Origin of the sequence: Streptomyces sp. NPDC060209 (genome assembly GCF_042728155.1) — a bacterium.
In the GTDB taxonomy this organism is placed as follows: domain Bacteria; phylum Actinomycetota; class Actinomycetes; order Streptomycetales; family Streptomycetaceae; genus Streptomyces.
In genome coordinates this window covers 1-18,847 of record NZ_JBHWZS010000162.1, presented here as the reverse complement: position 1 = coordinate 18,847, position 18,847 = coordinate 1, and the positions used below count along the sequence as shown (strand labels likewise).

The window sequence follows — 18,847 nt, the reverse complement described above, 5'->3', positions numbered from 1 at the left end:
ACAGTTCCACGAGGTCGAACTCATCTGCTCCGACCCGGCGGAACACGCACACGTGCGGGGCCCTTCGGTGTGCGCGGGGCCGCTGCTCTCCTGGCCCGAATCGGCGTGACCCGCCCAAGGAAGGCGGCGAGGGTCACCGAAGCCGGCAGCGGCTGACCCCTCGCGTCCGGGGCGCCGCGGCACGGGCTACGGGCGCCAGAGCCACGGCAGCGCGTCCGTGCCCAGCCCGGCGACGGCCGGCCGTCCCGCGTCGTCGACGTGGAGTACGGCCCCGTCCAGGGCCACCGGTCCGCCCGTCCGCACGGAGAGCGCCTCGGCCGTACGGAGCTGGAGGCGGCCCTCCGATGTGCGGCCCAGCAGCACCGGGCCGCGCGGCGGCGAGGCGGCAGTCACGGGGCCGTAGCCGTCGAAGCCCGGTTGCTCCGACGCGGCCCCCGGCCGGACCGCGGTGAGTCGGCCCGAGGCCTGGCCGCGGTAATACACGGCTACGGAGCCGTCGGCGGCGGGCAGCGCGGCCGGGGGCGTCCCTGGCACCGGGCCCTCCCCGATCTGGGTGCGGGCCGTCAGCTGGTCACCGGGTTCGTCCTGGGTCCAGTGGTGCACAGCGTGGTGGCCGGCGCCGTACACGTGGACGCGTCCGGCCCCGTCCACGGCGGTGGCCAGGCCGTCCTGGACCTCGCCGCCGCCCATGTCCTGCCACGGGCCCCACCTGCCGTCGGTGTTCCTCACCCGGGTGCTGAGGCCTTTCTCCGCGGTGCGTACGAAGAGGTGGACGCGGCCGTCCGGGGCCGCCTGGGCCACCGGTACACCTATGCGGCGCCCGTCGTCCCGCCGGGGGGAGGGGGTACCGACACCGCGCCAGGCGAGGAATCCGCCGTCCTGGGCGCTCTGTTCCAGCACCACGATCTCGCGGTCGTTGTCGGTGCCGTGGCCGGCCAGTGCCGCGAAGCGCAGCCCGAACACGAGCAGACGGCCGTCGCCCGTGGTGGCCGAGCCCAGGGCGGGTGCCAGGGGCCCGCCGCCGAGATCCAGCGGGGGACCCCAGACCCCGCTGCCCGTCGTGGTCTCCTGCCACCGGACCAGGCGCAGGCCGAGCACGGCGTACGCGCCGAGCCGGCCGTCGGGTCCGGCGGCCGTGACGACGCGGGGGCCCGGGTAGCGGTGGTGGGTGGAGCGGACCCAGCCCTTGCGGTTGGTCAGAGGACGGTCACCGCCGACGTTGTAGTCGCCGCAGCCGGAGGGGTTGCCGCAGTCCCAGTCCGGCGACCCGCCGTAGGGGACGAGGTGGGCCGCCTTCTCCTCAAGGACATCCGACGGCAGGTTCTTCGGCCAGTGCCGGTTGTAGTAGCCGCGGTAGGCGGTCACCCCGAAGCCGGGCACCTCGCCGCCCGCGGCCGTGGCCCCGGCCGTCCACCGGATCATCGCGGCCCAGCTGAAGCACGCGGCGGCGGTGTGGTCGGCGTGATCGGAGTAGCCGTGCTGTTCGCTGTCCTTGCGGCGTACGGCCTCGGTGCTGTGCTGGACGTCGGGATCGGGGTCGAGCGTGTGGACGACGGTGGGGCGGTAGTCCCGCATCAGTCCGACGAGGACGTCCAGCAGCCCGTCGTACGTGTACGAACCGGCCCGCCGCACCGGTGAGTCGTCGGCGACCACGGTGCGCAGGGCGAGCCGGCGGTCCTGCCAGAGACTGGGCAGCCCGAGCCGTTGGCGGGTGGTGTGCATGGCCGTGTTGAGGAAGATCAGCTCGACCCTGCGCCCCCCGGCGGCCAGGGTGTTGACCTCGGCCCGGTGCCCGTCGCCGAGCTCGGCGACGGATATCTCCCACGGTGTGAACTTCTCCAGCCCGAGGAGGGTCGCGTACGCCTGCCGGAGCCCCTGGTGGCGGGCGGAGGAGTACGCGGCCTTGTCCGCTGCCGGGCGGGCGCGGCCGGGGATCTTGTTGACCCCGTCGGCCTCGCCGGCCGTGAGGTACACGCAGACCAGCGGCGTCCCTGCGTCGAGTGCGCGCCGGGTGTCCGGGTTCATGAAGTACAGGTCGTCGTCCGGGTGGGCGAGTATCTGCATGAGCAGTGCCCGGCGGCCGGTGCTGATGGCCTGGCCGGGGGCCGGATCAGGGGCGGGATCGGTACGCCGGGGCGGCGGCACCGAGCAGGCGCTGAGTGCCGCGCCGGCGAGGGCCGTGGTCATGACGGTGCGTCGTCGCACACCGTTTCCGGGCAGGGCAGGTCCATCCGTCACGCCACGCACTCCGTCCGCGTCCCCCCGCAGCGGACGGGCGGGTGCCCAGAGCTGCGTGCTGTTGGTCAGCGCAGGTCAGGGCTGTGCGCCTGTTCCTGCGGGGGGATAGACGGAGATCGGGGCGGCCGGGTTGCCCGGTGGGGAGGGCCTGCTCGTGGCCGAGGCTCCGGACGGGCCGCGTCCGGTTCCGCGAGCCGGTCGGTCAGCGGGCCGATCCGGCCGCGAGCCGGGTGAGCGTGCCGCGGCGCCAGACCGCGCGGAGGTTGAGGGTGTCGCTGATGGTGGTTGTGGGGTCGCCGTCCACCAGGAGCAGGTCGGCGCGGAGACCCTCGGCGATGCGGCCGCGGTCCGTCAGGCCGAAACGACGTGCCGGGGTGAGGGTGGCGGCGCGCAGGGCCTGAACCGGCGTGAGGCCGGCCCGGACGAGGTACTGCAGCTCGTGGTGGACGCCGGCGCCGTGGACCATGCCGCCCAGGAACGGCAGCGGCATGGGGGCGGCGTCGGTGCCGGCGAGGAGATCGACCCCGGCGTCGTGCAGTGCCTTGACCGAGGCCAGGACGTCCTCCAGCTTGCCCTGGGGGTAGCGGTTGTAGCTGCTGCGCAGGGTCTCGTTCCAGGCGGGGTCCAGACGTGAGCCGACGCGCGGGTCGTCGGCGAGGTCCGAGCCGGTGATGCCCGTCATCGAGGCGTTCAGGACGACACAGGGGGCGACGAACGCGCCGGAGGCGGCGATGAGACCGATGATCTCGTCGGTGTGCGGCTGGTCCATGAACAGATGGGCGAAGCCGTCGATGCCGGCTTCGATCGCCATCAGCGTCGCGTCGACGGTCAGGGTGTGGGCGATCGTGAGCATCCCGTGCCGGTGCGCCTCCGCGACCCCGGCGGTCAGGGTCGCCTGGTCGAGCATGGGCAGGCCGGGGTGCCCCTCGACGGAGCCGTCGTCGACCATGAACTTGATGTAGTCCGATCCGGCGGCGACGAGCCGCGGGATGAAGCCGACCGCTTCGGCCGGGGTGCTGGAGAACGGCATCAGCGGAGCCGGGCCGTGGTCCCGCTGTTCTCCGTGGCCCGATTCTCCGGATTCCGGTTCTCCGTGGCCTCCCGGTTCGAAGTCCTCGGGGAGCAGTTCGCTGGGGTGCCCGCCGGGCGGGGTGATGCCGAATCCCGAGGAGCGGACATCGGCGACGGAGTCGTTGCCGAGCAGGTGCTCACGGTTGCCCCTGGTGTACATCCCCTGCATCTCCAGCTCCGTGGTGACGCCGAAACGCAGCGCCAGCGCGAGCCCGTCCTCGGAGGTGTGGACGTGGGAGTCGATCAGACCGGGCAGGAGCGTCGAGCCCGAGGCGTCGACGATGTCCGCCCCCGCGGGCGGCTCCCCGCCGACCGCGACGATGCGGGTGCCGTCCAACAGGACGGTGGTCTGCTCCCGGACGCGCTCGCCGTCGAACACACGGGCGCCGGTGATGGCCGTAACCATGCTGCTCCACCTTTCTTCGCAGGCCGGAAGGCCTGGTGCGGCGAACATCCTCACCGCGTCGGTCAGGCCAATGCTACGTGCAACTCCATGCATGTTTGCACACAACTGCTGTTTGCAAGCTTCTGCGGTAAGGTCGTGGCGTGACGTTCTCCGATGCCTCCACCCCGCAAGGAGAGGCCCTGCTGGATGCCGTGGGCGTGGCTTTCGCCCGACTCCGGCGGCGCACCATGCAGGCTCCTGTGGACCCCCCGGTGGGCCGTAAGGACCTCAAGCGCAATCTGGTCCTCAACCTCGTCGACGAGGCGACCGTGGCGGGCGGTGAAATCACGGTCGGCGGGCTCGCCGATCACCTCATGGTCGATCCGTCCGTGGCCAGCCGGATGGCGAGCGACTGCATCACCCATGGCTATCTGGTCCGCACGGCCTCGCAGCAGGACGGCAGGCGCACCGTGCTCCGGCTGACCGAGGACGGCATCACCCTTCTCGGCCACTTCCGCAGCCAGCAGCGGCAGGCCTTCGAGCACATCACTCGTGACTGGCCCGCTGAGGAACGTGTCGAATTCGCGCGGCTGCTCCTGAAGTACGCCGACGCCACGGCCCAACTCCCCACGCCCGGCAGCGAGGACGGTCCCTCCGCGCGGTGACTGCGCCCTTCCGGCCGCTCTTGCCGCGGAATGTCCGGGGCGAGAGCGTCACGTGATCGTCACCGTTCGTTTCGCACTCTTGTCTGAATGCTGCGCGGCGGCATCAACTGGTGGCGGCAGAGTCGTGTGGGGGAGTGGAACAGAACAGTGAGCACCAGAACGCCGGCAGGAGAGCCGTCCGAGGCAGGAGAGCCGTCCGGTCGCCCTGACGACGGGGGCTCCGTCTCCGACGAGCAGTGGGCGGAACTCATCCGGCAGGCCGAGAGCGGCGGGGGCGACGCTCCGAAGGAGCCCTCGGCCCGTGCCCGGATGGTCACCGCGCGTCTGCGGGCGCTGGACGAGGAGGCTGCCGCGAGCGGGAGGCGCCGGGGCAGGAAGGGCGGTCCGGCCGAGCAGTGGCAGCCGGACGGCTGGCGCACCGGACCCACCTTGCAGCAGAGGAACGGCCGCTCACGGAAGCGCATCGCCGGGGTCCTGGGGTTCGTCGTGGTCGCGGCGATCCTGGTGGTCACCATGCGGCCGAGTCTGCTGACCGACCACCTTCCCGGAGGCGGCGGCTCCGTGGACGCCGCGCCGCTGCCCGCCGAGACCGCGCCGCCCACTGCCGCGCCTGCCGACGGGCCCGACCTGGAGCGGCCGACACGGGAGGAGCCCTTCCGGGGCTCGCCCGCGCTCCGCTGGGCGGACGGGGCTGCGGGGATCGAGATCCCGGAGGCCGAGGCGGTCGGAGGGATGAGCAAGGACGAGGTCGCGCAGGCCCTGCGGACCACCCGGCAGTTGCTCGTCGACGCCAACCTCGACCCGGCCACCCTGCGCGGGGAGAAGCCCGAAGAGGCGCTGGACCTGATCGACCCCTTGCAGAAGGGGGAGCGTGAGCGACTTGAGCGGTCGCTGGCGGAGCCCGGCGGGGAACAGGACCCGCTGATGCTGTTCAGCCGGTTCGATCCGGACGAGACCCAACTGGTGGGAGAGGTCGTCAAGACCCGCGGACGGATGACCTTCGAAGCGGGGCCCACGGGCTCCGTGGAGGTGCACGCCGACTACACCTTCGTCTACCCGTTGGTGAGGGTGGGCGGCGATGAGGTGGCGCGCACGATCGTGCGGCGGAAACTCACGACGGCGCTGCACGACCCGGAGCGGTTCGTGGCGACGCCCGGCAAGCTCTCCGTGGTCAGTTCCCAGCAGAACTTCGGCAACTCCGCCTGCGAGGTGAACGACGGCTTCCTGCACCCGGCCTTCCCCGGCGACAGCCCGGACCCCGACCGCGGCGGGGCTGACGTGGACCCCTACGACCGCAGTGAGTGGCAGCCCGACGGGTCCTGCGGCACGCTCACCCGTACGTGAGGTGAGGTGCGCCGCCCCGTCAGCGGCCGCGTACGCAGGAGCTTGGCCGGGTGCTTCGGCGGGACCGGCAGGTCGGTCGGCAGCGCATGGCGGACGCTGTCGGGGTGCCGGGCCCTGAGATCGGCGTGGACGCGCGCGCATGGACCCGCTTCCTGGAGTACGCGGCGGGAAGCTGGCCCCGCTCTGCCCGGGGCCGGCCGCGATCAGGTGCTGGGCAGGCGGACCATGTACGTGTCCACCGGGTCCTCCCGCTCGGTGGTGAAGCCGTGGCGTTCGTAGAGCCGGCGCGCGGCGCTGCCCCGGAGGACCTGCAGGCGGACCGGCACGCCCTCGGCGTCCGTACGGGCGAGGAGCTCGGCCAGGACCGCGCCGCCTATGCCCCGGCCCTGGAGCTCCGGGGCGAGGAAGAAGCTCTCCAGCCACCGGCAGCCATCCCCGGAGGGGCGCAGGGTCACGCACCCCGCGAACGCGCCCTCCGCCTCCAGCACCACGGTGTGCTCGGGGGCGTAGGAGTCACGGAACCGCTGCCGCACGCGGTGCTCGTCGTACCGGCCCAGTCGTTCCAGGTCCGGGCGCATGACGACGGCCCGGAGCTCGGCCATGACCTCGACGTCCTCGGAGGTGGCGGGACGCAGGCCCCAGCCCTGGACGGTGCTCGTAGACATGGCCGGATTCTGTCAGGCCTCGGCGAACAGGCTCTCGGCCGTGGTCGCCGGGTCCGGAAGTCCCCCTGGCGTATGCGCAGGAGGCGTCTTCATCCCATCCACGGACACGTCGAACGGTCATGCGACTGCATGCCGGGCCGAGCTGTGCGGTCCTCCGGAAAGGCGCCTGCGTTTGACCGGTCCCTCACAGGGGGTAAGATCCCCGGCCCGATTGGCCAGGCCCCGGAGCCGTGTGGCACACTAGCCAGGTTGCTCGGTTGAGTGTCAATGCTGCGCGCCTCCCGCCGGGAGGACCGGAAGCGAGTCCCACAGTACTCGTCGACCCCCAGGGTCGGACGTACGGGAATCTTTCGGGAAGTTCAGCAGGGCGCAGGCCAGGCACCCGGTGGGGTTTCGCCCCCGGCAGCGCGGTTTCGGCCCGCACCCCCTTGGTTGGGAAATCCTTCGGGAGATCTTCGTAGAGGGGATGCGACACGCCCGACCGCGTGGGTCGGAGGCGGAGGTTACGAGAACTTCCGGGTTCCAGAGCGTTATTGAGAGACAGGACTACTAGTAGCCATGGCGGGACAGAAGATCCGCATCCGGCTCAAGGCCTACGACCACGAGGTCATCGACTCCTCGGCGAAGAAGATCGTCGAGACGGTGACCCGCACTGGTGCGTCGGTCGCGGGCCCGGTGCCGCTGCCCACTGAGAAGAACGTGTACTGCGTCATCAAGTCGCCGCACAAGTACAAGGACTCTCGCGAGCACTTCGAGATGCGCACGCACAAGCGCCTCATCGACATTCTCGACCCCACGCCGAAGACGGTTGACTCGCTGATGCGCCTCGACCTGCCGGCAGGCGTCGACATCGAGATCAAGCTCTGAGGGGACGGGCCGAGATGAGCAAGAACATCAAGGGCGTCCTGGGCGAGAAGCTCGGCATGACCCAGGTCTGGGACGAGAACAACCGGGTTGTCCCGGTGACCGTCGTCAAGGCCGGTCCGTGCGTCGTGACGCAGGTTCGCACGAATGACAGCGACGGCTACGAGTCGGTCCAGATCGCCTTCGGCGAGATCGACCCGCGCAAGGTGAACAAGCCCCTCAAGGGCCACTTCGCCAAGGCCGACGTGACCCCGCGCCGCCACCTGGTGGAGCTCCGCACCCCTGACGCCAGCGAGTACACGCTGGGCCAGGAGGTCACTGCCGAGGTGTTCGAGTCCGGCGTCAAGGTTGACGTCACGGGCAAGAGCAAGGGCAAGGGCTTCGCCGGTGTCATGAAGCGTCACAACTTCAAGGGCCTCGGCGCCGGCCACGGCGTCCAGCGCAAGCACCGTTCCCCCGGTTCGATCGGTGGCTGCGCCACCCCTGGGCGTGTCTTCAAGGGCATGCGCATGGCCGGTCGCATGGGTAACGAGCGCGTCACCACCCAGAACCTGACCATCCACGCGGTTGACGCGGAGAAGGGTCTGCTGCTCATCAAGGGCGCGGTCCCCGGTCCGAACGGCGGCCTCGTCCTGGTCCGTACCGCGGCCAAGGGGGCTTGAGGTAATGAGCACCATTGACATCCTTTCGCCGGCAGGCGACAAGGCCGGTACCGTCGAGCTCCCCGCGGAGATCTTCGACGCGAAGACCAGCGTTCCGCTGATCCACCAGGTCGTCGTCGCACAGCTGGCAGCTGCCCGTCAGGGCACGCACAAGACCAAGACCCGCGGCGAAGTCCGTGGTGGTGGGCGCAAGCCGTACCGCCAGAAGGGCACCGGCCGCGCGCGCCAGGGTTCGACCCGTGCGCCGCAGTTCGCCGGCGGTGGCGTCGTCCACGGCCCGCAGCCGCGTGACTACTCGCAGCGCACCCCGAAGAAGATGAAGGCCGCCGCCCTGCGCGGTGCCCTCTCGGACCGGGCGCGTCACTCCCGCATCCACGTCGTCACCGGCGTGGTCGAGGGTGGGATCTCCACGAAGGCCGCCAAGACGCTGCTCGGCAAGATCTCGGAGCGCAGCAACCTGCTCCTGGTCGTCGACCGCGCCGACGAGGCCGCGTGGCTGTCCGCTCGCAACCTGCCCCAGGTGCACATCCTGGAGCCGGGCCAGCTGAACACGTACGACGTGATCGTCTCTGACGACGTGGTCTTCACCCAGGCCGCTTTCGAGTCCTTCGTGTCTGGCCCCCAGACCGCTGAGACCGAAGGGAGCGCCGCCTGATGAGTGAGGCGACCGTTACCAGCTCGACCATCACGAGCAAGACCTACTCGGACCCGCGCGACGTTCTCGTCAAGCCGGTTGTCTCCGAGAAGAGCTATGCGCTGCTCGACGAGAACAAGTACACGTTCATCGTCGCGCCCGGCTCCAACAAGACCCAGATCAAGCAGGCCGTGGAAGCGGTCTTCTCGGTCAAGGTCACCGGGGTCAACACGATCAACCGGCAGGGCAAGCGCAAGCGGACCAAGACCGGCTTCGGCAAGCGCGCTGACACCAAGCGCGCCATCGTGACCCTCGCCGAGGGCGACCGTATCGACATCTTCGGCGGCCCGACCTCCTGACGGAGGTCGAGTCGTCCGGAATCGGACGAGGACTGAGAAATGGGTATCCGCAAGTACAAGCCGACGACCCCGGGCCGTCGTGGCTCCAGCGTCGCCGACTTTGTCGAGATCACGCGGTCCACGCCGGAGAAGTCGCTGGTCCGCCCCCTGCACAGCAAGGGCGGCCGTAACAACGCCGGTCGTGTGACCGTTCGCCACCAGGGCGGTGGCCACAAGCGCGCCTACCGAGTGATCGACTTCCGTCGTCACGACAAGGACGGCGTGCCGGCCAAGGTCGCGCACATCGAGTACGACCCGAACCGCACCGCGCGCATCGCGCTGCTGCACTACGCGGACGGCGAGAAGCGTTACATCGTCGCCCCGCGTGGCCTGTCGCAGGGTGACCGCGTCGAGAACGGTCCGACCGCAGACATCAAGCCCGGCAACAACCTGGCGCTGCGCAACATCCCGGTCGGTACGACCATCCACGCCATCGAGCTGCGGCCCGGCGGCGGCGCGAAGTTCGCCCGTTCCGCGGGTGCGTCCGTGCAGCTGCTGGCGAAGGAGGGCACGATGGCCCACCTTCGTATGCCTTCCGGAGAGATCCGGCTGGTCGACGCCCGCTGCCGCGCCACCATCGGTGAGGTCGGCAACGCCGAGCAGTCGAACATCAACTGGGGCAAGGCCGGCCGTATGCGCTGGAAGGGCGTTCGCCCGACCGTCCGCGGTGTCGCGATGAACCCGGTTGACCACCCGCACGGTGGTGGTGAAGGCAAGACCTCCGGTGGACGTCACCCGGTCTCGCCGTGGGGTCAGAAGGAGGGTCGTACTCGCTCGCCGAAGAAGGCATCGAGCAAGTACATCGTCCGCCGCCGCAAGACGAACAAGAAGCGCTAGGAGCGGGTTTAGATGCCGCGCAGTCTCAAGAAGGGGCCCTTCGTCGACGGCCACCTCATCAAGAAGGTGGACGTACAGAACGAGGCAGGCACCAAGAACGTCATCAAGACCTGGTCCCGTCGCTCGATGATCATCCCGGCCATGCTGGGTCACACCATCGCGGTGCACAACGGCAAGATCCATGTCCCGGTGTTCGTCACCGAGTCGATGGTCGGCCACAAGCTCGGCGAGTTCTCGCCGACTCGCACCTTCCGCGGCCACGTCAAGGACGACCGGAAGTCGAAGCGCCGCTAGCGCGGGGTGGAAACGACTATGACTCACACCGAAGGGACAACCATGGAAGCCAGGGCCCAGGCGCGGTACATCCGCGTCACGCCCATGAAGGCCCGCCGCGTGGTGGACCTCATCCGTGGCATGGATGCCACGGAGGCTCAGGCGGTCCTGCGTTTCGCCCCGCAGGCCGCGAGCGTGCCGGTTGGCAAGGTGCTTGACAGCGCCATTGCCAACGCTGCACACAACTACGACCACCCTGACGCCTCTTCGCTGGTCATCAGCGAGGCGTACGTGGACGAGGGCCCGACCCTGAAGCGGTTCCGTCCGCGTGCTCAGGGCCGTGCCTACCGGATCCGTAAGCGGACCAGCCACATCACCGTGGTCGTCAGCAGCAAGGAAGGAACCCGGTAATGGGCCAGAAGGTAAACCCGCACGGGTTCCGGCTCGGCATTACCACGGACTTCAAGTCCCGTTGGTACGCCGACAAGCTGTACAAGGACTACGTCAAGGAAGACGTTGCCATTCGTCGCATGATGACGAAGGGCATGGAGCGAGCCGGCATCTCGAAGGTTGAGATCGAGCGCACCCGCGACCGCGTCCGCGTTGACATCCACACCGCCCGCCCGGGCATCGTCATCGGCCGCCGTGGCGCCGAGGCCGACCGCATCCGTGGCGAGCTGGAGAAGCTGACCGGCAAGCAGGTCCAGCTGAACATCCTCGAGGTCAAGAACCCCGAGGTGGACGCTCAGCTGGTGGCCCAGGCCGTCGCCGAGCAGCTCTCCTCCCGCGTCTCCTTCCGTCGTGCCATGCGTAAGAGCATGCAGAGCACGATGAAGGCCGGCGCCAAGGGCATCAAGATCCAGTGCGGTGGCCGCCTCGGCGGCGCCGAGATGTCCCGCTCGGAGTTCTACCGCGAGGGCCGCGTGCCCCTGCACACGCTCCGTGCGAACGTCGACTACGGCTTCTTCGAGGCCAAGACGACCTTCGGCCGCATCGGTGTGAAGGTCTGGATCTACAAGGGCGACGTCAAGAACATCGCCGAGGTTCGCGCCGAGAACGCCGCGGCCCGCGCCGGTAACCGTCCGGCTCGTGGCGGCGCCGACCGCCCGGCCGGCCGCGGTGGCCGTGGTGGCGAGCGTGGCGGCCGCGGCGGTCGCAAGCCGCAGCAGTCCGCGCCGGCAGCGGAGGCCCCCAAGGCCGACGCTCCCGCCGCCGCTGCTCCGGCTGAGAGCACCGGAACGGAGGCCTGACCGAAATGCTGATCCCCCGTAGGGTCAAGCACCGCAAGCAGCACCACCCGAAGCGCAGCGGTATGTCCAAGGGTGGCACGCAGGTTGCGTTCGGCGAGTACGGCATCCAGGCGCTGACCCCGGCGTACGTGACGAACCGCCAGATCGAGGCAGCTCGTATCGCGATGACCCGCCACATCAAGCGTGGCGGCAAGGTCTGGATCAACATCTACCCGGACCGTCCCCTGACGAAGAAGCCTGCCGAGACCCGCATGGGTTCCGGTAAGGGTTCTCCCGAGTGGTGGATCGCGAACGTCAAGCCCGGACGGGTGATGTTCGAGCTGTCCTACCCGAACGAGAAGATTGCTCGTGAGGCGCTCACCCGCGCTGCTCACAAGCTTCCGATGAAGTGCCGGATCGTTCGGCGCGAGGCAGGTGAGTCGTGATGTCGGCCGGTACCAAGGCGTCCGAGCTGCGCGAACTGGGCGGCGAGGAGCTCCTCAACAAGCTCCGCGAGGCCAAGGAAGAGCTGTTCAACCTCCGCTTCCAGGCGGCGACCGGACAGCTCGAGAACCACGGTCGGCTCAAGTCCGTCCGTAAGGACATCGCCCGGATCTACACCCTGATGCGCGAGCGCGAGCTCGGTATCGAGACGGTGGAGAGCGTCTGATGAGCGAGAAGACTGTGACTGAGACGAACACCGACCGCGGTTTCCGCAAGACCCGTGAGGGTCTGGTCGTCAGCGACAAGATGGACAAGACCGTCGTCGTCGCTGTCGAGGACCGCGTCAAGCACGCGCTGTACGGCAAGGTCATCCGCCGTACGAACAAGCTCAAGGCCCACGACGAGCAGAACGCTGCAGGCGTCGGCGACCGCGTTGTCATCATGGAGACGCGTCCGCTGTCTGCCACGAAGCGCTGGCGCATCGTCGAGATCCTCGAGAAGGCCAAGTAATCCCTGAGGGGGTCTCCCCTCAGGACAGTTCCGCCAGGCTCGGCAGGGGCTTCCGCAACGGAGCCCCTGCCGGGAACCGGCAGACGATCAGGAGATAGACGTGATCCAGCAGGAGTCGCGACTGCGCGTCGCCGACAACACGGGTGCGAAGGAAATTCTCACCATCCGTGTTCTCGGTGGCTCGGGTCGCCGCTACGCGGGCATCGGTGACGTCATCGTCGCCACCGTGAAGGACGCGATCCCCGGTGGCAACGTGAAGAAGGGTGACGTCGTCAAGGCCGTCATCGTTCGCACCGTGAAGGAGCGTCGTCGTCCGGATGGCTCGTACATCCGCTTCGACGAGAACGCCGCTGTCATTCTCAAGAACGACGGCGACCCCCGCGGCACCCGTATCTTCGGCCCGGTGGGCCGTGAGCTGCGCGAGAAGAAGTTCATGAAGATCATCTCGCTCGCGCCGGAGGTGCTGTAAGCATGAAGATCAAGAAGGGCGACCTGGTTCAGGTCATCACCGGTAAGGACAAGGGCAAGCAGGGCAAGGTCATTGTGGCCTTCCCCACGCAGGACCGTGTTCTCGTCGAGGGTGTCAACCGGGTCAAGAAGCACACCAAGGCCGGTCAGACGGCTCGCGGCTCGCAGACGGGTGGCATTGTCACCACCGAGGCCCCGATTCACGTCAGCAACGTTCAGCTGGTCGTGGAGAAGGACGGCAACAAGGTCGTCACCCGCGTCGGCTACCGCTTTGACGACGAGGGCAAGAAGATCCGCGTTGCCAAGCGGACCGGTGAGGACATCTGATGACGACCACCACTGCGCCGCGTCTCAAGACGCGCTACCGCGAGGAAATCGCCGGCAAGCTGCGTGAGGAGTTCTCGTACGAGAACGTCATGCAGGTTCCCGGTCTGGTCAAGATCGTGGTCAACATGGGTGTGGGCGACGCCGCCCGCGACTCCAAGCTGATCGACGGTGCCGTCAGGGACCTCACCACGATCACTGGCCAGAAGCCGGCCGTCACCAAGGCCCGCAAGTCGATCGCGCAGTTCAAGCTGCGCGAGGGGCAGCCGATCGGCTGCCACGTCACCCTCCGTGGTGACCGCATGTGGGAGTTCCTGGACCGTACGCTGTCGCTCGCGCTTCCGCGTATCCGTGACTTCCGTGGCCTGTCGCCGAAGCAGTTCGACGGCCGTGGCAACTACACCTTCGGTCTCACGGAGCAGGTCATGTTCCACGAGATCGACCAGGACAAGATCGACCGGGTCCGGGGCATGGACATCACCGTGGTCACCACGGCGACCAACGACGACGAGGGTCGTGCCCTGCTTCGTCACCTCGGCTTCCCGTTCAAGGAGAACTGACCGTGGCGAAGAAGGCTCTGATCGCTAAGGCCGCCCGTAAGCCGAAGTTCGGCGTTCGCGGGTACACCCGCTGCCAGCGCTGCGGCCGGCCCCACTCCGTCTACCGCAAGTTCGGCCTGTGCCGCGTGTGCCTTCGTGAGATGGCTCACCGTGGCGAGCTGCCGGGCGTGACCAAGAGCTCCTGGTAATTCTCCTTCGCCCTCCGGGCGTTGGGAGTACCAGAAGCTCTCGGTAAGTATCTGGTCGGCAGGAGCCCCGCTTTTCATGCCGTAGGCTTGAAGGGTTGGGCGCCTGCCGCCCTGACCGACTTACTACGCCGTAGGTCCCCGCACCGCACCCGTCCCGCCACTGAGTGGGGAGAGGGATGGCGCATACAGGAAACCCCGGCGAGAGAGGCCGAAGGCCAACTCATGACCATGACTGATCCCATCGCAGACATGCTCACGCGTCTGCGTAACGCGAACTCGGCGTATCACGACGATGTCGCAATGCCGCACAGCAAGATCAAGTCGCACATCGCGGAGATCCTCCAGCAGGAGGGCTTCATCACCGGCTGGAAGGTCGAGGACGCCGAGGTCGGCAAGAGCCTCGTTCTCGAGCTGAAGTTCGGGCCGAACCGCGAGCGTTCGATTGCCGGCATCAAGCGCATTTCGAAGCCGGGTCTGCGTGTATACGCAAAGTCCACCAATCTGCCGAAGGTTCTCGGTGGCCTGGGCGTGGCGATCATCTCCACGTCCCACGGTCTCCTGACCGGCCAGCAGGCCAGCAAGAAGGGCGTAGGTGGGGAAGTCCTCGCCTACGTCTGGTAGTCGGGAACGGAGGAATAGCTCATGTCGCGAATCGGCAAGCTCCCCATCCAGGTTCCCGCCGGTGTGGACGTCACCATCGATGGCCGCACGGTCGCGGTGAAGGGCCCCAAGGGTTCCCTCTCGCACACCGTCGCAGCGCCGATCGAGGTCACCAAGGGTGAGGACGGCGTGCTCAACGTCGTCCGCCCGAACGACGAGCGTCAGAACAAGGCCCTTCACGGCCTGTCCCGCACGCTGGTGGCGAACATGATCACCGGCGTGACCGCGGGATACAGCAAGGCGCTCGAGATCAGCGGTGTCGGTTACCGAGTTCAGGCGAAGGGCTCCAACCTGGAGTTCGCCCTGGGCTACAGCCACCCGATCCTCATCGAGGCCCCCGAGGGCATCACCTTCAAGGTCGAGTCGCCCACGAAGTTCAGTGTCGAGGGCATCGACAAGCAGAAGGTCGGCGAGGTCTCGGCGAAGATCCGCAAGCTGCGGAAGCCTGACCCGTACAAGGCCAAGGGCGTCAAGTACGCCGGCGAGGTTATCCGCCGCAAGGTCGGAAAGGCGGGTAAGTAAGCCATGGCATACGGTGTAAAGATCGCCAAGGGCGACGCCTACAAGCGTGCCGCCCTCAAGCGCCGCCACATCCGCGTGCGCAAGCACATCTCCGGTTCGCCGGAGCGGCCGCGCCTGGTTGTGACGCGTTCCAACCGCCACATCGTCGCCCAGGTCATCGACGACATCGCGGGCCACACGCTCGCGTCGGCGTCGACCCTGGACACGTCGATCCGTGGTGCGGAAGGTGACAAGAGCGCCCAGGCCAAGCAGGTCGGCGCCCTGGTCGCCGAGCGTGCCAAGGCTGCAGGCGTCGAGGCCGTCGTGTTTGACCGCGGTGGTAACCAGTACGCCGGGCGGATTGCCGCTCTGGCTGACGCCGCCCGTGAAGCCGGGCTGAAGTTCTAAGCCCCGGTTCCTACGCACAGCGGACGTAACAGAGAGAGGTAAATCCAATGGCTGGACCCCAGCGCCGCGGAAGCGGTGCCGGTGGCGGCGAGCGGCGGGACCGGAAGGGCCGTGACGGTGGCGCTGCCGCCGAGAAGACCGCGTACGTCGAGCGCGTCGTCGCGATCAACCGCGTCGCCAAGGTAGTGAAGGGTGGTCGTCGCTTCAGCTTCACCGCGCTGGTCGTGGTGGGCGATGGTGACGGCACCGTCGGTGTCGGATACGGCAAGGCCAAGGAAGTTCCCGCGGCCATCGCCAAGGGCGTCGAAGAGGCCAAGAAGAGCTTCTTCAAGGTCCCGCGTATCCAGGGCACCATCCCTCACCCGATCCAGGGCGAGAAGGCTGCGGGCGTCGTTCTGCTCAAGCCTGCTTCCCCCGGTACCGGTGTTATCGCCGGTGGCCCGGTGCGCGCCGTTCTGGAGTGCGCCGGCGTTCACGACATCCTGTCGAAGTCGCTCGGTTCTTCGAACCCGATCAACATCGTGCACGCGACCGTGGCGGCCCTCCAGGGCCTGCAGCGTCCCGAGGAGATCGCGGCCCGCCGCGGTCTGCCCCTCGAGGACGTCGCCCCCGCGGCTCTGCTCCGTGCACGTGCGGGAGCGGGTGCGTAATGGCTCGCCTCAAGATCACGCAGACGAAGTCGTACATCGGCAGCAAGCAGAACCACCGCGACACCCTGCGTTCGCTCGGGCTCAAGCGCCTGCACGACGTGGTTGTCAAGGAGGACCGCCCCGAGTTCCGCGGAATGGTTCAGACCGTCCGCCACCTCGTGACGGTTGAGGAGGTTGACTGACATGGCGGAGAACAGCCCGCTGAAGGCCCACAACCTCCGGCCTGCCCCGGGCGCCAAGACCGCCAAGACCCGTGTGGGTCGTGGTGAGGCGTCCAAGGGTAAGACCGCAGGCCGTGGTACCAAGGGTACGAAGGCTCGTTACCAGGTTCCGGAGCGCTTCGAGGGTGGCCAGATGCCCCTCCACATGCGTCTCCCGAAGCTCAAGGGCTTCAAGAACCCGTTCCGCACGGAGTACCAGGTCGTGAACCTGGACAAGCTCGCGACGCTCTACCCCGAGGGTGGAGAGGTCACGGTGGCCGATCTGGTCGCCAAGGGCGCTGTGCGCAACAACCACCTCGTCAAGGTCCTCGGACAGGGCGAGATCTCCGTGGCGCTGCAGGTTTCGGTTGACGCCGTCTCCGGCTCCGCCAAGGAGAAGATTGCCGCCGCAGGCGGCTCCGTCACCGAACTCGTCTGAGACAACTCGGACAGGGCTGTGGCCTGAACACCCGACCGGGGATGCCTCTCATTTGGGGCATCCCCGGTTGGTCGTTCCTAGGGGGGCATGTCCGCCGGTAAGGTGGCGTGCACTGTTGCTGTGGTAAGTCCCGGGCAAGCGCCCGGGGTCCTTTGTCTGTTACGTAATCGTCGATCCTCAAGACCGTCACCTCACGCTTTTGCGCGGGGGTCGCAGGAGGCACCGTGCTCACCGCGTTCGCCCGGGCGTTCAAGACGCCCGACCTGCGCAAGAAGCTGCTCTTCACGCTCGGCATCATCGTGCTCTACCGACTCGGGGCGCACATCCCCGTACCGGGGGTGAGCTACGAGAACGTCCAGACCTGTGTTGATCAGGCCAGCAAGGGCAACAACAGCCTCTTCGGTCTGGTCAACATGTTCAGCGGTGGTGCACTGCTGCAGATCACGATCTTCGCGCTCGGCATCATGCCGTACATCACGGCCAGCATCATTCTTCAGCTGCTGACCGTCGTCATCCCCCGGCTCGAAGCCCTCAAGAAGGAGGGGCAGTCGGGCACGGCCAAGATCACGCAGTACACGCGTTATCTGACCGTCGCGCTGGCCATCCTCCAGGGCACCGGCCTGGTGGCGACCGCTCGCAGCGGCGCGCTGTTCAGCGGCTGCCCCGTCGCCGATCAGATCGTCCCGAACCAGTCGATCTTCACGACCATCGTCATGGTGATCACCATGACCGCGGGCACCGCCGCCGTCATGTGGCTCGGTGAGCTCATCACCGACCGCGGCATCGGCAACGGCATGTCGATCCTGATGTTCATCTCGATCGCCGCCAGCTTCCCCGGCGCCCTGTGGGCCATCAAGCAGAGCGGCAAGCTGGCCGACGGCTGGATCGAGTTCATCACGGTCATCCTCATCGGCTTCGTGATGGTCGGCCTCGTCGTCTTCGTCGAGCAGGCCCAGCGCCGTGTTCCCGTGCAGTACGCGAAGCGGATGATCGGGCGCCGGTCGTACGGCGGTACGTCCACTTACATCCCGCTGAAGGTGAACCAGGCGGGTGTGATTCCCGTCATCTTCGCTTCTTCGCTGCTCTACATTCCTGCTCTAATCGTTCAGTTCTCCAACTCCACCGCGGGCTGGGCGACCTGGATTCAGGATCACTTCGTCAAGGGCGACCACCCGTACTACATCGCGACGTACTTCCTGTTGATCGTGTTCTTCGCATTCTTCTATGTGGCGATCTCGTTCAACCCCGAGGAAGTCGCCGACAACATGAAGAAGTATGGTGGCTTCATCCCGGGTATCCGGGCAGGTCGACCTACTGCCGAGTATCTGAGCTACGTGCTCAACCGGATCACTTGGCCGGGCTCGCTGTACCTGGGTCTGATCGCTCTGGTGCCGACGATGGCGTTGGCAGGCTTCGGCGGTGCTAACCAGAACTTCCCGTTCGGCGGGACGAGCATCCTGATCATCGTGGGTGTGGGTCTGGAGACCGTGAAGCAGATCGAGAGTCAGCTCCAGCAGCGCAATTACGAAGGGTTCCTCCGCTGATGCGAATCGTCCTCGTCGGGCCGCCCGGTGCCGGCAAGGGAACGCAGGCTGCGTTCCTTGCCAAGAATCTTTCGATTCCGCACATCTCCACGGGCGACCTCTTCCGCGCCAACATCAGCCAGGGCACCGACCTTGGCAAGCAGGCCCGCGCCTACATGGACGCGGGACAGCTGGTGCCGGACGAAGTCACCATCGCGATGGCCAAGGACCGCATGTCCCAGCCGGACGCCGAGAACGGCTTCCTGCTGGACGGCTTCCCCCGCAATGTGGGGCAGGCCGAGGCGCTCGACGAGATGCTTCTCGGCGAGGGCGTCAAGCTGGACGCGGTTCTTGACCTCGAGGTCCCCGAGGACGAGGTGGTCAAGCGCATCGCCGGCCGCCGTATCTGCCGTAACGACAGCGCGCACGTCTTCCACGTGACGTACAACCCGCCGAAGACCGAGGGCGTTTGTGACGCCTGCGGCGGCGAGCTGTACCAGCGGGACGACGACACCGAGGAGACGGTCCGCACCCGTCTCGAGGTCTACCACACGCAGACCGAGCCGATCATCGACTACTACCGGTCCCAGGGCCTGGTCGTGACGATCTCCGCGCTCGGCAAGGTCACCGAGGTGACCGAGCGGGCCATGGACGCCCTCAAGAAGTCCGACGAGGGCTGAGCCCTCCGCTCCACCACTGCAGCCGCT

General features: G+C 67.8%; 28 protein-coding genes. 25 read left to right on the top strand and 3 right to left on the bottom strand.

The window, feature by feature from the left end:
• Positions 1–186 precede the first annotated feature (186 nt).
• Together ACFWFI_RS26730 and ACFWFI_RS26725 are read right to left on the bottom strand one after the other, a co-directional pair.
• Positions 187–2,187, bottom strand: coding sequence for a PIG-L family deacetylase (locus ACFWFI_RS26730; protein ID WP_387394791.1), 2,001 nt, complete (start codon positions 2,185–2,187; stop codon positions 187–189).
• A 253-nt stretch (positions 2,188–2,440) separates the two neighbouring features.
• Positions 2,441–3,715 (bottom strand): amidohydrolase family protein, encoded by a 1,275-nt coding sequence (locus tag ACFWFI_RS26725; RefSeq protein ID WP_387394789.1) that lies wholly within the window; start codon positions 3,713–3,715, stop codon positions 2,441–2,443.
• Between the two features lie 140 nt (positions 3,716–3,855).
• Between ACFWFI_RS26725 and ACFWFI_RS26720 the strand changes: the two genes are divergently transcribed.
• Both ACFWFI_RS26720 and ACFWFI_RS26715 read left to right on the top strand, forming a co-directional pair.
• Positions 3,856–4,359: a MarR family winged helix-turn-helix transcriptional regulator gene (locus ACFWFI_RS26720; protein ID WP_387394787.1), complete on the top strand. Its 504-nt coding sequence runs from the start codon at positions 3,856–3,858 to the stop codon at positions 4,357–4,359.
• A gap of 147 nt (positions 4,360–4,506) precedes the next feature.
• Positions 4,507–5,703, top strand: coding sequence for a hypothetical protein (locus ACFWFI_RS26715; RefSeq protein WP_387394785.1), 1,197 nt, complete (start codon positions 4,507–4,509; stop codon positions 5,701–5,703).
• A 203-nt stretch (positions 5,704–5,906) separates the two neighbouring features.
• Here the strand turns inward: ACFWFI_RS26715 and ACFWFI_RS26710 are convergent, their stop codons facing one another.
• Complete coding sequence (locus ACFWFI_RS26710) at positions 5,907–6,368, bottom strand: GNAT family N-acetyltransferase (RefSeq protein ID WP_387394783.1); 462 nt, start codon at positions 6,366–6,368, stop codon at positions 5,907–5,909.
• Positions 6,369–6,926: 558 nt separating this feature from the next.
• Here ACFWFI_RS26710 and rpsJ point away from each other — a divergent pair.
• From rpsJ to ACFWFI_RS26595, 23 genes are all read left to right on the top strand, one after another.
• Positions 6,927–7,235: a 30S ribosomal protein S10 gene (gene rpsJ / locus ACFWFI_RS26705; RefSeq protein ID WP_003948644.1), complete on the top strand. Its 309-nt coding sequence runs from the start codon at positions 6,927–6,929 to the stop codon at positions 7,233–7,235.
• Between the two features lie 14 nt (positions 7,236–7,249).
• Positions 7,250–7,894 (top strand): 50S ribosomal protein L3, encoded by a 645-nt coding sequence (gene rplC / locus ACFWFI_RS26700; protein ID WP_014154591.1) that lies wholly within the window; start codon positions 7,250–7,252, stop codon positions 7,892–7,894.
• Positions 7,895–7,898: 4 nt separating this feature from the next.
• The gene (rplD, locus tag ACFWFI_RS26695; RefSeq protein ID WP_033297600.1) at positions 7,899–8,549 is read left to right on the top strand and encodes a 50S ribosomal protein L4; all 651 of its coding nucleotides are present in this window, start codon (positions 7,899–7,901) and stop codon (positions 8,547–8,549) included.
• Entirely contained in the window at positions 8,549–8,887 is a 339-nt protein-coding gene (gene rplW / locus ACFWFI_RS26690; RefSeq protein ID WP_031096361.1) for a 50S ribosomal protein L23, read from the top strand. The genes rplD and rplW overlap by 1 nt, the downstream gene beginning before the upstream one ends.
• A 39-nt stretch (positions 8,888–8,926) precedes the next feature.
• Complete coding sequence (gene rplB / locus ACFWFI_RS26685) at positions 8,927–9,763, top strand: 50S ribosomal protein L2 (RefSeq protein ID WP_056796589.1); 837 nt, start codon at positions 8,927–8,929, stop codon at positions 9,761–9,763.
• 12 nt (positions 9,764–9,775) lie between these two features.
• Positions 9,776–10,057 (top strand): 30S ribosomal protein S19, encoded by a 282-nt coding sequence (rpsS, locus tag ACFWFI_RS26680; protein WP_023539342.1) that lies wholly within the window; start codon positions 9,776–9,778, stop codon positions 10,055–10,057.
• 42 nt (positions 10,058–10,099) lie between these two features.
• Positions 10,100–10,447: a 50S ribosomal protein L22 gene (rplV, locus tag ACFWFI_RS26675; protein WP_026290933.1), complete on the top strand. Its 348-nt coding sequence runs from the start codon at positions 10,100–10,102 to the stop codon at positions 10,445–10,447.
• Positions 10,447–11,286, top strand: coding sequence for a 30S ribosomal protein S3 (gene rpsC / locus ACFWFI_RS26670; protein ID WP_358973519.1), 840 nt, complete (start codon positions 10,447–10,449; stop codon positions 11,284–11,286). Before rplV ends, rpsC begins: the two co-directional genes overlap by 1 nt.
• Before the next feature lie 5 nt (positions 11,287–11,291).
• Entirely contained in the window at positions 11,292–11,711 is a 420-nt protein-coding gene (rplP, locus tag ACFWFI_RS26665; RefSeq protein WP_014047785.1) for a 50S ribosomal protein L16, read from the top strand.
• Positions 11,711–11,935: a 50S ribosomal protein L29 gene (gene rpmC, locus ACFWFI_RS26660; protein ID WP_033297602.1), complete on the top strand. Its 225-nt coding sequence runs from the start codon at positions 11,711–11,713 to the stop codon at positions 11,933–11,935. Before rplP ends, rpmC begins: the two co-directional genes overlap by 1 nt.
• Complete coding sequence (gene rpsQ, locus ACFWFI_RS26655) at positions 11,935–12,219, top strand: 30S ribosomal protein S17 (RefSeq protein WP_069171155.1); 285 nt, start codon at positions 11,935–11,937, stop codon at positions 12,217–12,219. The genes rpmC and rpsQ overlap by 1 nt, the downstream gene beginning before the upstream one ends.
• 100 nt (positions 12,220–12,319) lie before the next feature.
• Positions 12,320–12,688 carry a 50S ribosomal protein L14 gene (gene rplN, locus ACFWFI_RS26650; RefSeq protein WP_003974257.1) on the top strand — a complete coding sequence of 123 codons (369 nt, stop codon included), beginning with the start codon at positions 12,320–12,322 and terminating at the stop codon, positions 12,686–12,688.
• Positions 12,689–12,690: 2 nt separating this feature from the next.
• Complete coding sequence (gene rplX, locus ACFWFI_RS26645; protein WP_387394780.1) at positions 12,691–13,014, top strand: 50S ribosomal protein L24; 324 nt, start codon at positions 12,691–12,693, stop codon at positions 13,012–13,014.
• On the top strand, positions 13,014–13,571 hold the full coding sequence (gene rplE / locus ACFWFI_RS26640; protein WP_014047789.1) for a 50S ribosomal protein L5: 558 nt from the start codon (positions 13,014–13,016) through the stop codon (positions 13,569–13,571). Before rplX ends, rplE begins: the two co-directional genes overlap by 1 nt.
• Before the next feature lie 2 nt (positions 13,572–13,573).
• Positions 13,574–13,759 carry a type Z 30S ribosomal protein S14 gene (locus ACFWFI_RS26635; protein WP_003948630.1) on the top strand — a complete coding sequence of 62 codons (186 nt, stop codon included), beginning with the start codon at positions 13,574–13,576 and terminating at the stop codon, positions 13,757–13,759.
• A 222-nt stretch (positions 13,760–13,981) separates the two neighbouring features.
• Positions 13,982–14,380, top strand: a complete 399-nt coding sequence (gene rpsH / locus ACFWFI_RS26630; RefSeq protein WP_014154584.1) for a 30S ribosomal protein S8 — start codon at positions 13,982–13,984, stop codon at positions 14,378–14,380.
• A gap of 21 nt (positions 14,381–14,401) precedes the next feature.
• Positions 14,402–14,941 (top strand): 50S ribosomal protein L6, encoded by a 540-nt coding sequence (gene rplF, locus ACFWFI_RS26625; RefSeq protein WP_147959075.1) that lies wholly within the window; start codon positions 14,402–14,404, stop codon positions 14,939–14,941.
• Positions 14,942–14,944: 3 nt separating this feature from the next.
• Entirely contained in the window at positions 14,945–15,328 is a 384-nt protein-coding gene (gene rplR / locus ACFWFI_RS26620; protein ID WP_033297607.1) for a 50S ribosomal protein L18, read from the top strand.
• 47 nt (positions 15,329–15,375) lie between these two features.
• On the top strand, positions 15,376–15,978 hold the full coding sequence (rpsE, locus tag ACFWFI_RS26615; protein ID WP_014047793.1) for a 30S ribosomal protein S5: 603 nt from the start codon (positions 15,376–15,378) through the stop codon (positions 15,976–15,978).
• Positions 15,978–16,160, top strand: coding sequence for a 50S ribosomal protein L30 (gene rpmD / locus ACFWFI_RS26610; protein WP_214920405.1), 183 nt, complete (start codon positions 15,978–15,980; stop codon positions 16,158–16,160). The genes rpsE and rpmD overlap by 1 nt, the downstream gene beginning before the upstream one ends.
• 1 nt (position 16,161) lies before the next feature.
• Positions 16,162–16,617: a 50S ribosomal protein L15 gene (gene rplO, locus ACFWFI_RS26605; protein WP_329231843.1), complete on the top strand. Its 456-nt coding sequence runs from the start codon at positions 16,162–16,164 to the stop codon at positions 16,615–16,617.
• Between the two features lie 224 nt (positions 16,618–16,841).
• Positions 16,842–18,161 (top strand): preprotein translocase subunit SecY, encoded by a 1,320-nt coding sequence (gene secY, locus ACFWFI_RS26600; RefSeq protein ID WP_073744257.1) that lies wholly within the window; start codon positions 16,842–16,844, stop codon positions 18,159–18,161.
• A complete protein-coding gene (locus ACFWFI_RS26595) occupies positions 18,161–18,820 on the top strand; it encodes an adenylate kinase (RefSeq protein WP_387394776.1) in 660 nt (219 codons plus the stop codon). The genes secY and ACFWFI_RS26595 overlap by 1 nt, the downstream gene beginning before the upstream one ends.
• Positions 18,821–18,847: the final 27 nt, after the last annotated feature.

Coding starts and splice junctions, on each gene's coding strand:
- rplV (WP_026290933.1), top strand. CDS start 10,100: ATGGAAGCCAGGGCCCAGGCGCGGTACATCCGCGTCACGCCCATGAAG.
- rplW (WP_031096361.1), top strand. CDS start 8,549: ATGAGTGAGGCGACCGTTACCAGCTCGACCATCACGAGCAAGACCTAC.
- rplP (WP_014047785.1), top strand. CDS start 11,292: ATGCTGATCCCCCGTAGGGTCAAGCACCGCAAGCAGCACCACCCGAAG.
- ACFWFI_RS26710 (WP_387394783.1), bottom strand. CDS start 6,368: ATGTCTACGAGCACCGTCCAGGGCTGGGGCCTGCGTCCCGCCACCTCC.
- rplE (WP_014047789.1), top strand. CDS start 13,014: ATGACGACCACCACTGCGCCGCGTCTCAAGACGCGCTACCGCGAGGAA.
- ACFWFI_RS26725 (WP_387394789.1), bottom strand. CDS start 3,715: ATGGTTACGGCCATCACCGGCGCCCGTGTGTTCGACGGCGAGCGCGTC.
- rpsC (WP_358973519.1), top strand. CDS start 10,447: ATGGGCCAGAAGGTAAACCCGCACGGGTTCCGGCTCGGCATTACCACG.
- rplX (WP_387394780.1), top strand. CDS start 12,691: ATGAAGATCAAGAAGGGCGACCTGGTTCAGGTCATCACCGGTAAGGAC.
- ACFWFI_RS26730 (WP_387394791.1), bottom strand. CDS start 2,187: ATGACCACGGCCCTCGCCGGCGCGGCACTCAGCGCCTGCTCGGTGCCG.
- rpsQ (WP_069171155.1), top strand. CDS start 11,935: ATGAGCGAGAAGACTGTGACTGAGACGAACACCGACCGCGGTTTCCGC.
- rplB (WP_056796589.1), top strand. CDS start 8,927: ATGGGTATCCGCAAGTACAAGCCGACGACCCCGGGCCGTCGTGGCTCC.
- rplC (WP_014154591.1), top strand. CDS start 7,250: ATGAGCAAGAACATCAAGGGCGTCCTGGGCGAGAAGCTCGGCATGACC.
- rpsS (WP_023539342.1), top strand. CDS start 9,776: ATGCCGCGCAGTCTCAAGAAGGGGCCCTTCGTCGACGGCCACCTCATC.
- rplR (WP_033297607.1), top strand. CDS start 14,945: ATGGCATACGGTGTAAAGATCGCCAAGGGCGACGCCTACAAGCGTGCC.
- rpsE (WP_014047793.1), top strand. CDS start 15,376: ATGGCTGGACCCCAGCGCCGCGGAAGCGGTGCCGGTGGCGGCGAGCGG.
- rpsJ (WP_003948644.1), top strand. CDS start 6,927: ATGGCGGGACAGAAGATCCGCATCCGGCTCAAGGCCTACGACCACGAG.
- rpmD (WP_214920405.1), top strand. CDS start 15,978: ATGGCTCGCCTCAAGATCACGCAGACGAAGTCGTACATCGGCAGCAAG.
- rplF (WP_147959075.1), top strand. CDS start 14,402: ATGTCGCGAATCGGCAAGCTCCCCATCCAGGTTCCCGCCGGTGTGGAC.
- rpmC (WP_033297602.1), top strand. CDS start 11,711: ATGTCGGCCGGTACCAAGGCGTCCGAGCTGCGCGAACTGGGCGGCGAG.
- rplD (WP_033297600.1), top strand. CDS start 7,899: ATGAGCACCATTGACATCCTTTCGCCGGCAGGCGACAAGGCCGGTACC.
- ACFWFI_RS26595 (WP_387394776.1), top strand. CDS start 18,161: ATGCGAATCGTCCTCGTCGGGCCGCCCGGTGCCGGCAAGGGAACGCAG.
- rplO (WP_329231843.1), top strand. CDS start 16,162: ATGGCGGAGAACAGCCCGCTGAAGGCCCACAACCTCCGGCCTGCCCCG.
- rpsH (WP_014154584.1), top strand. CDS start 13,982: ATGACCATGACTGATCCCATCGCAGACATGCTCACGCGTCTGCGTAAC.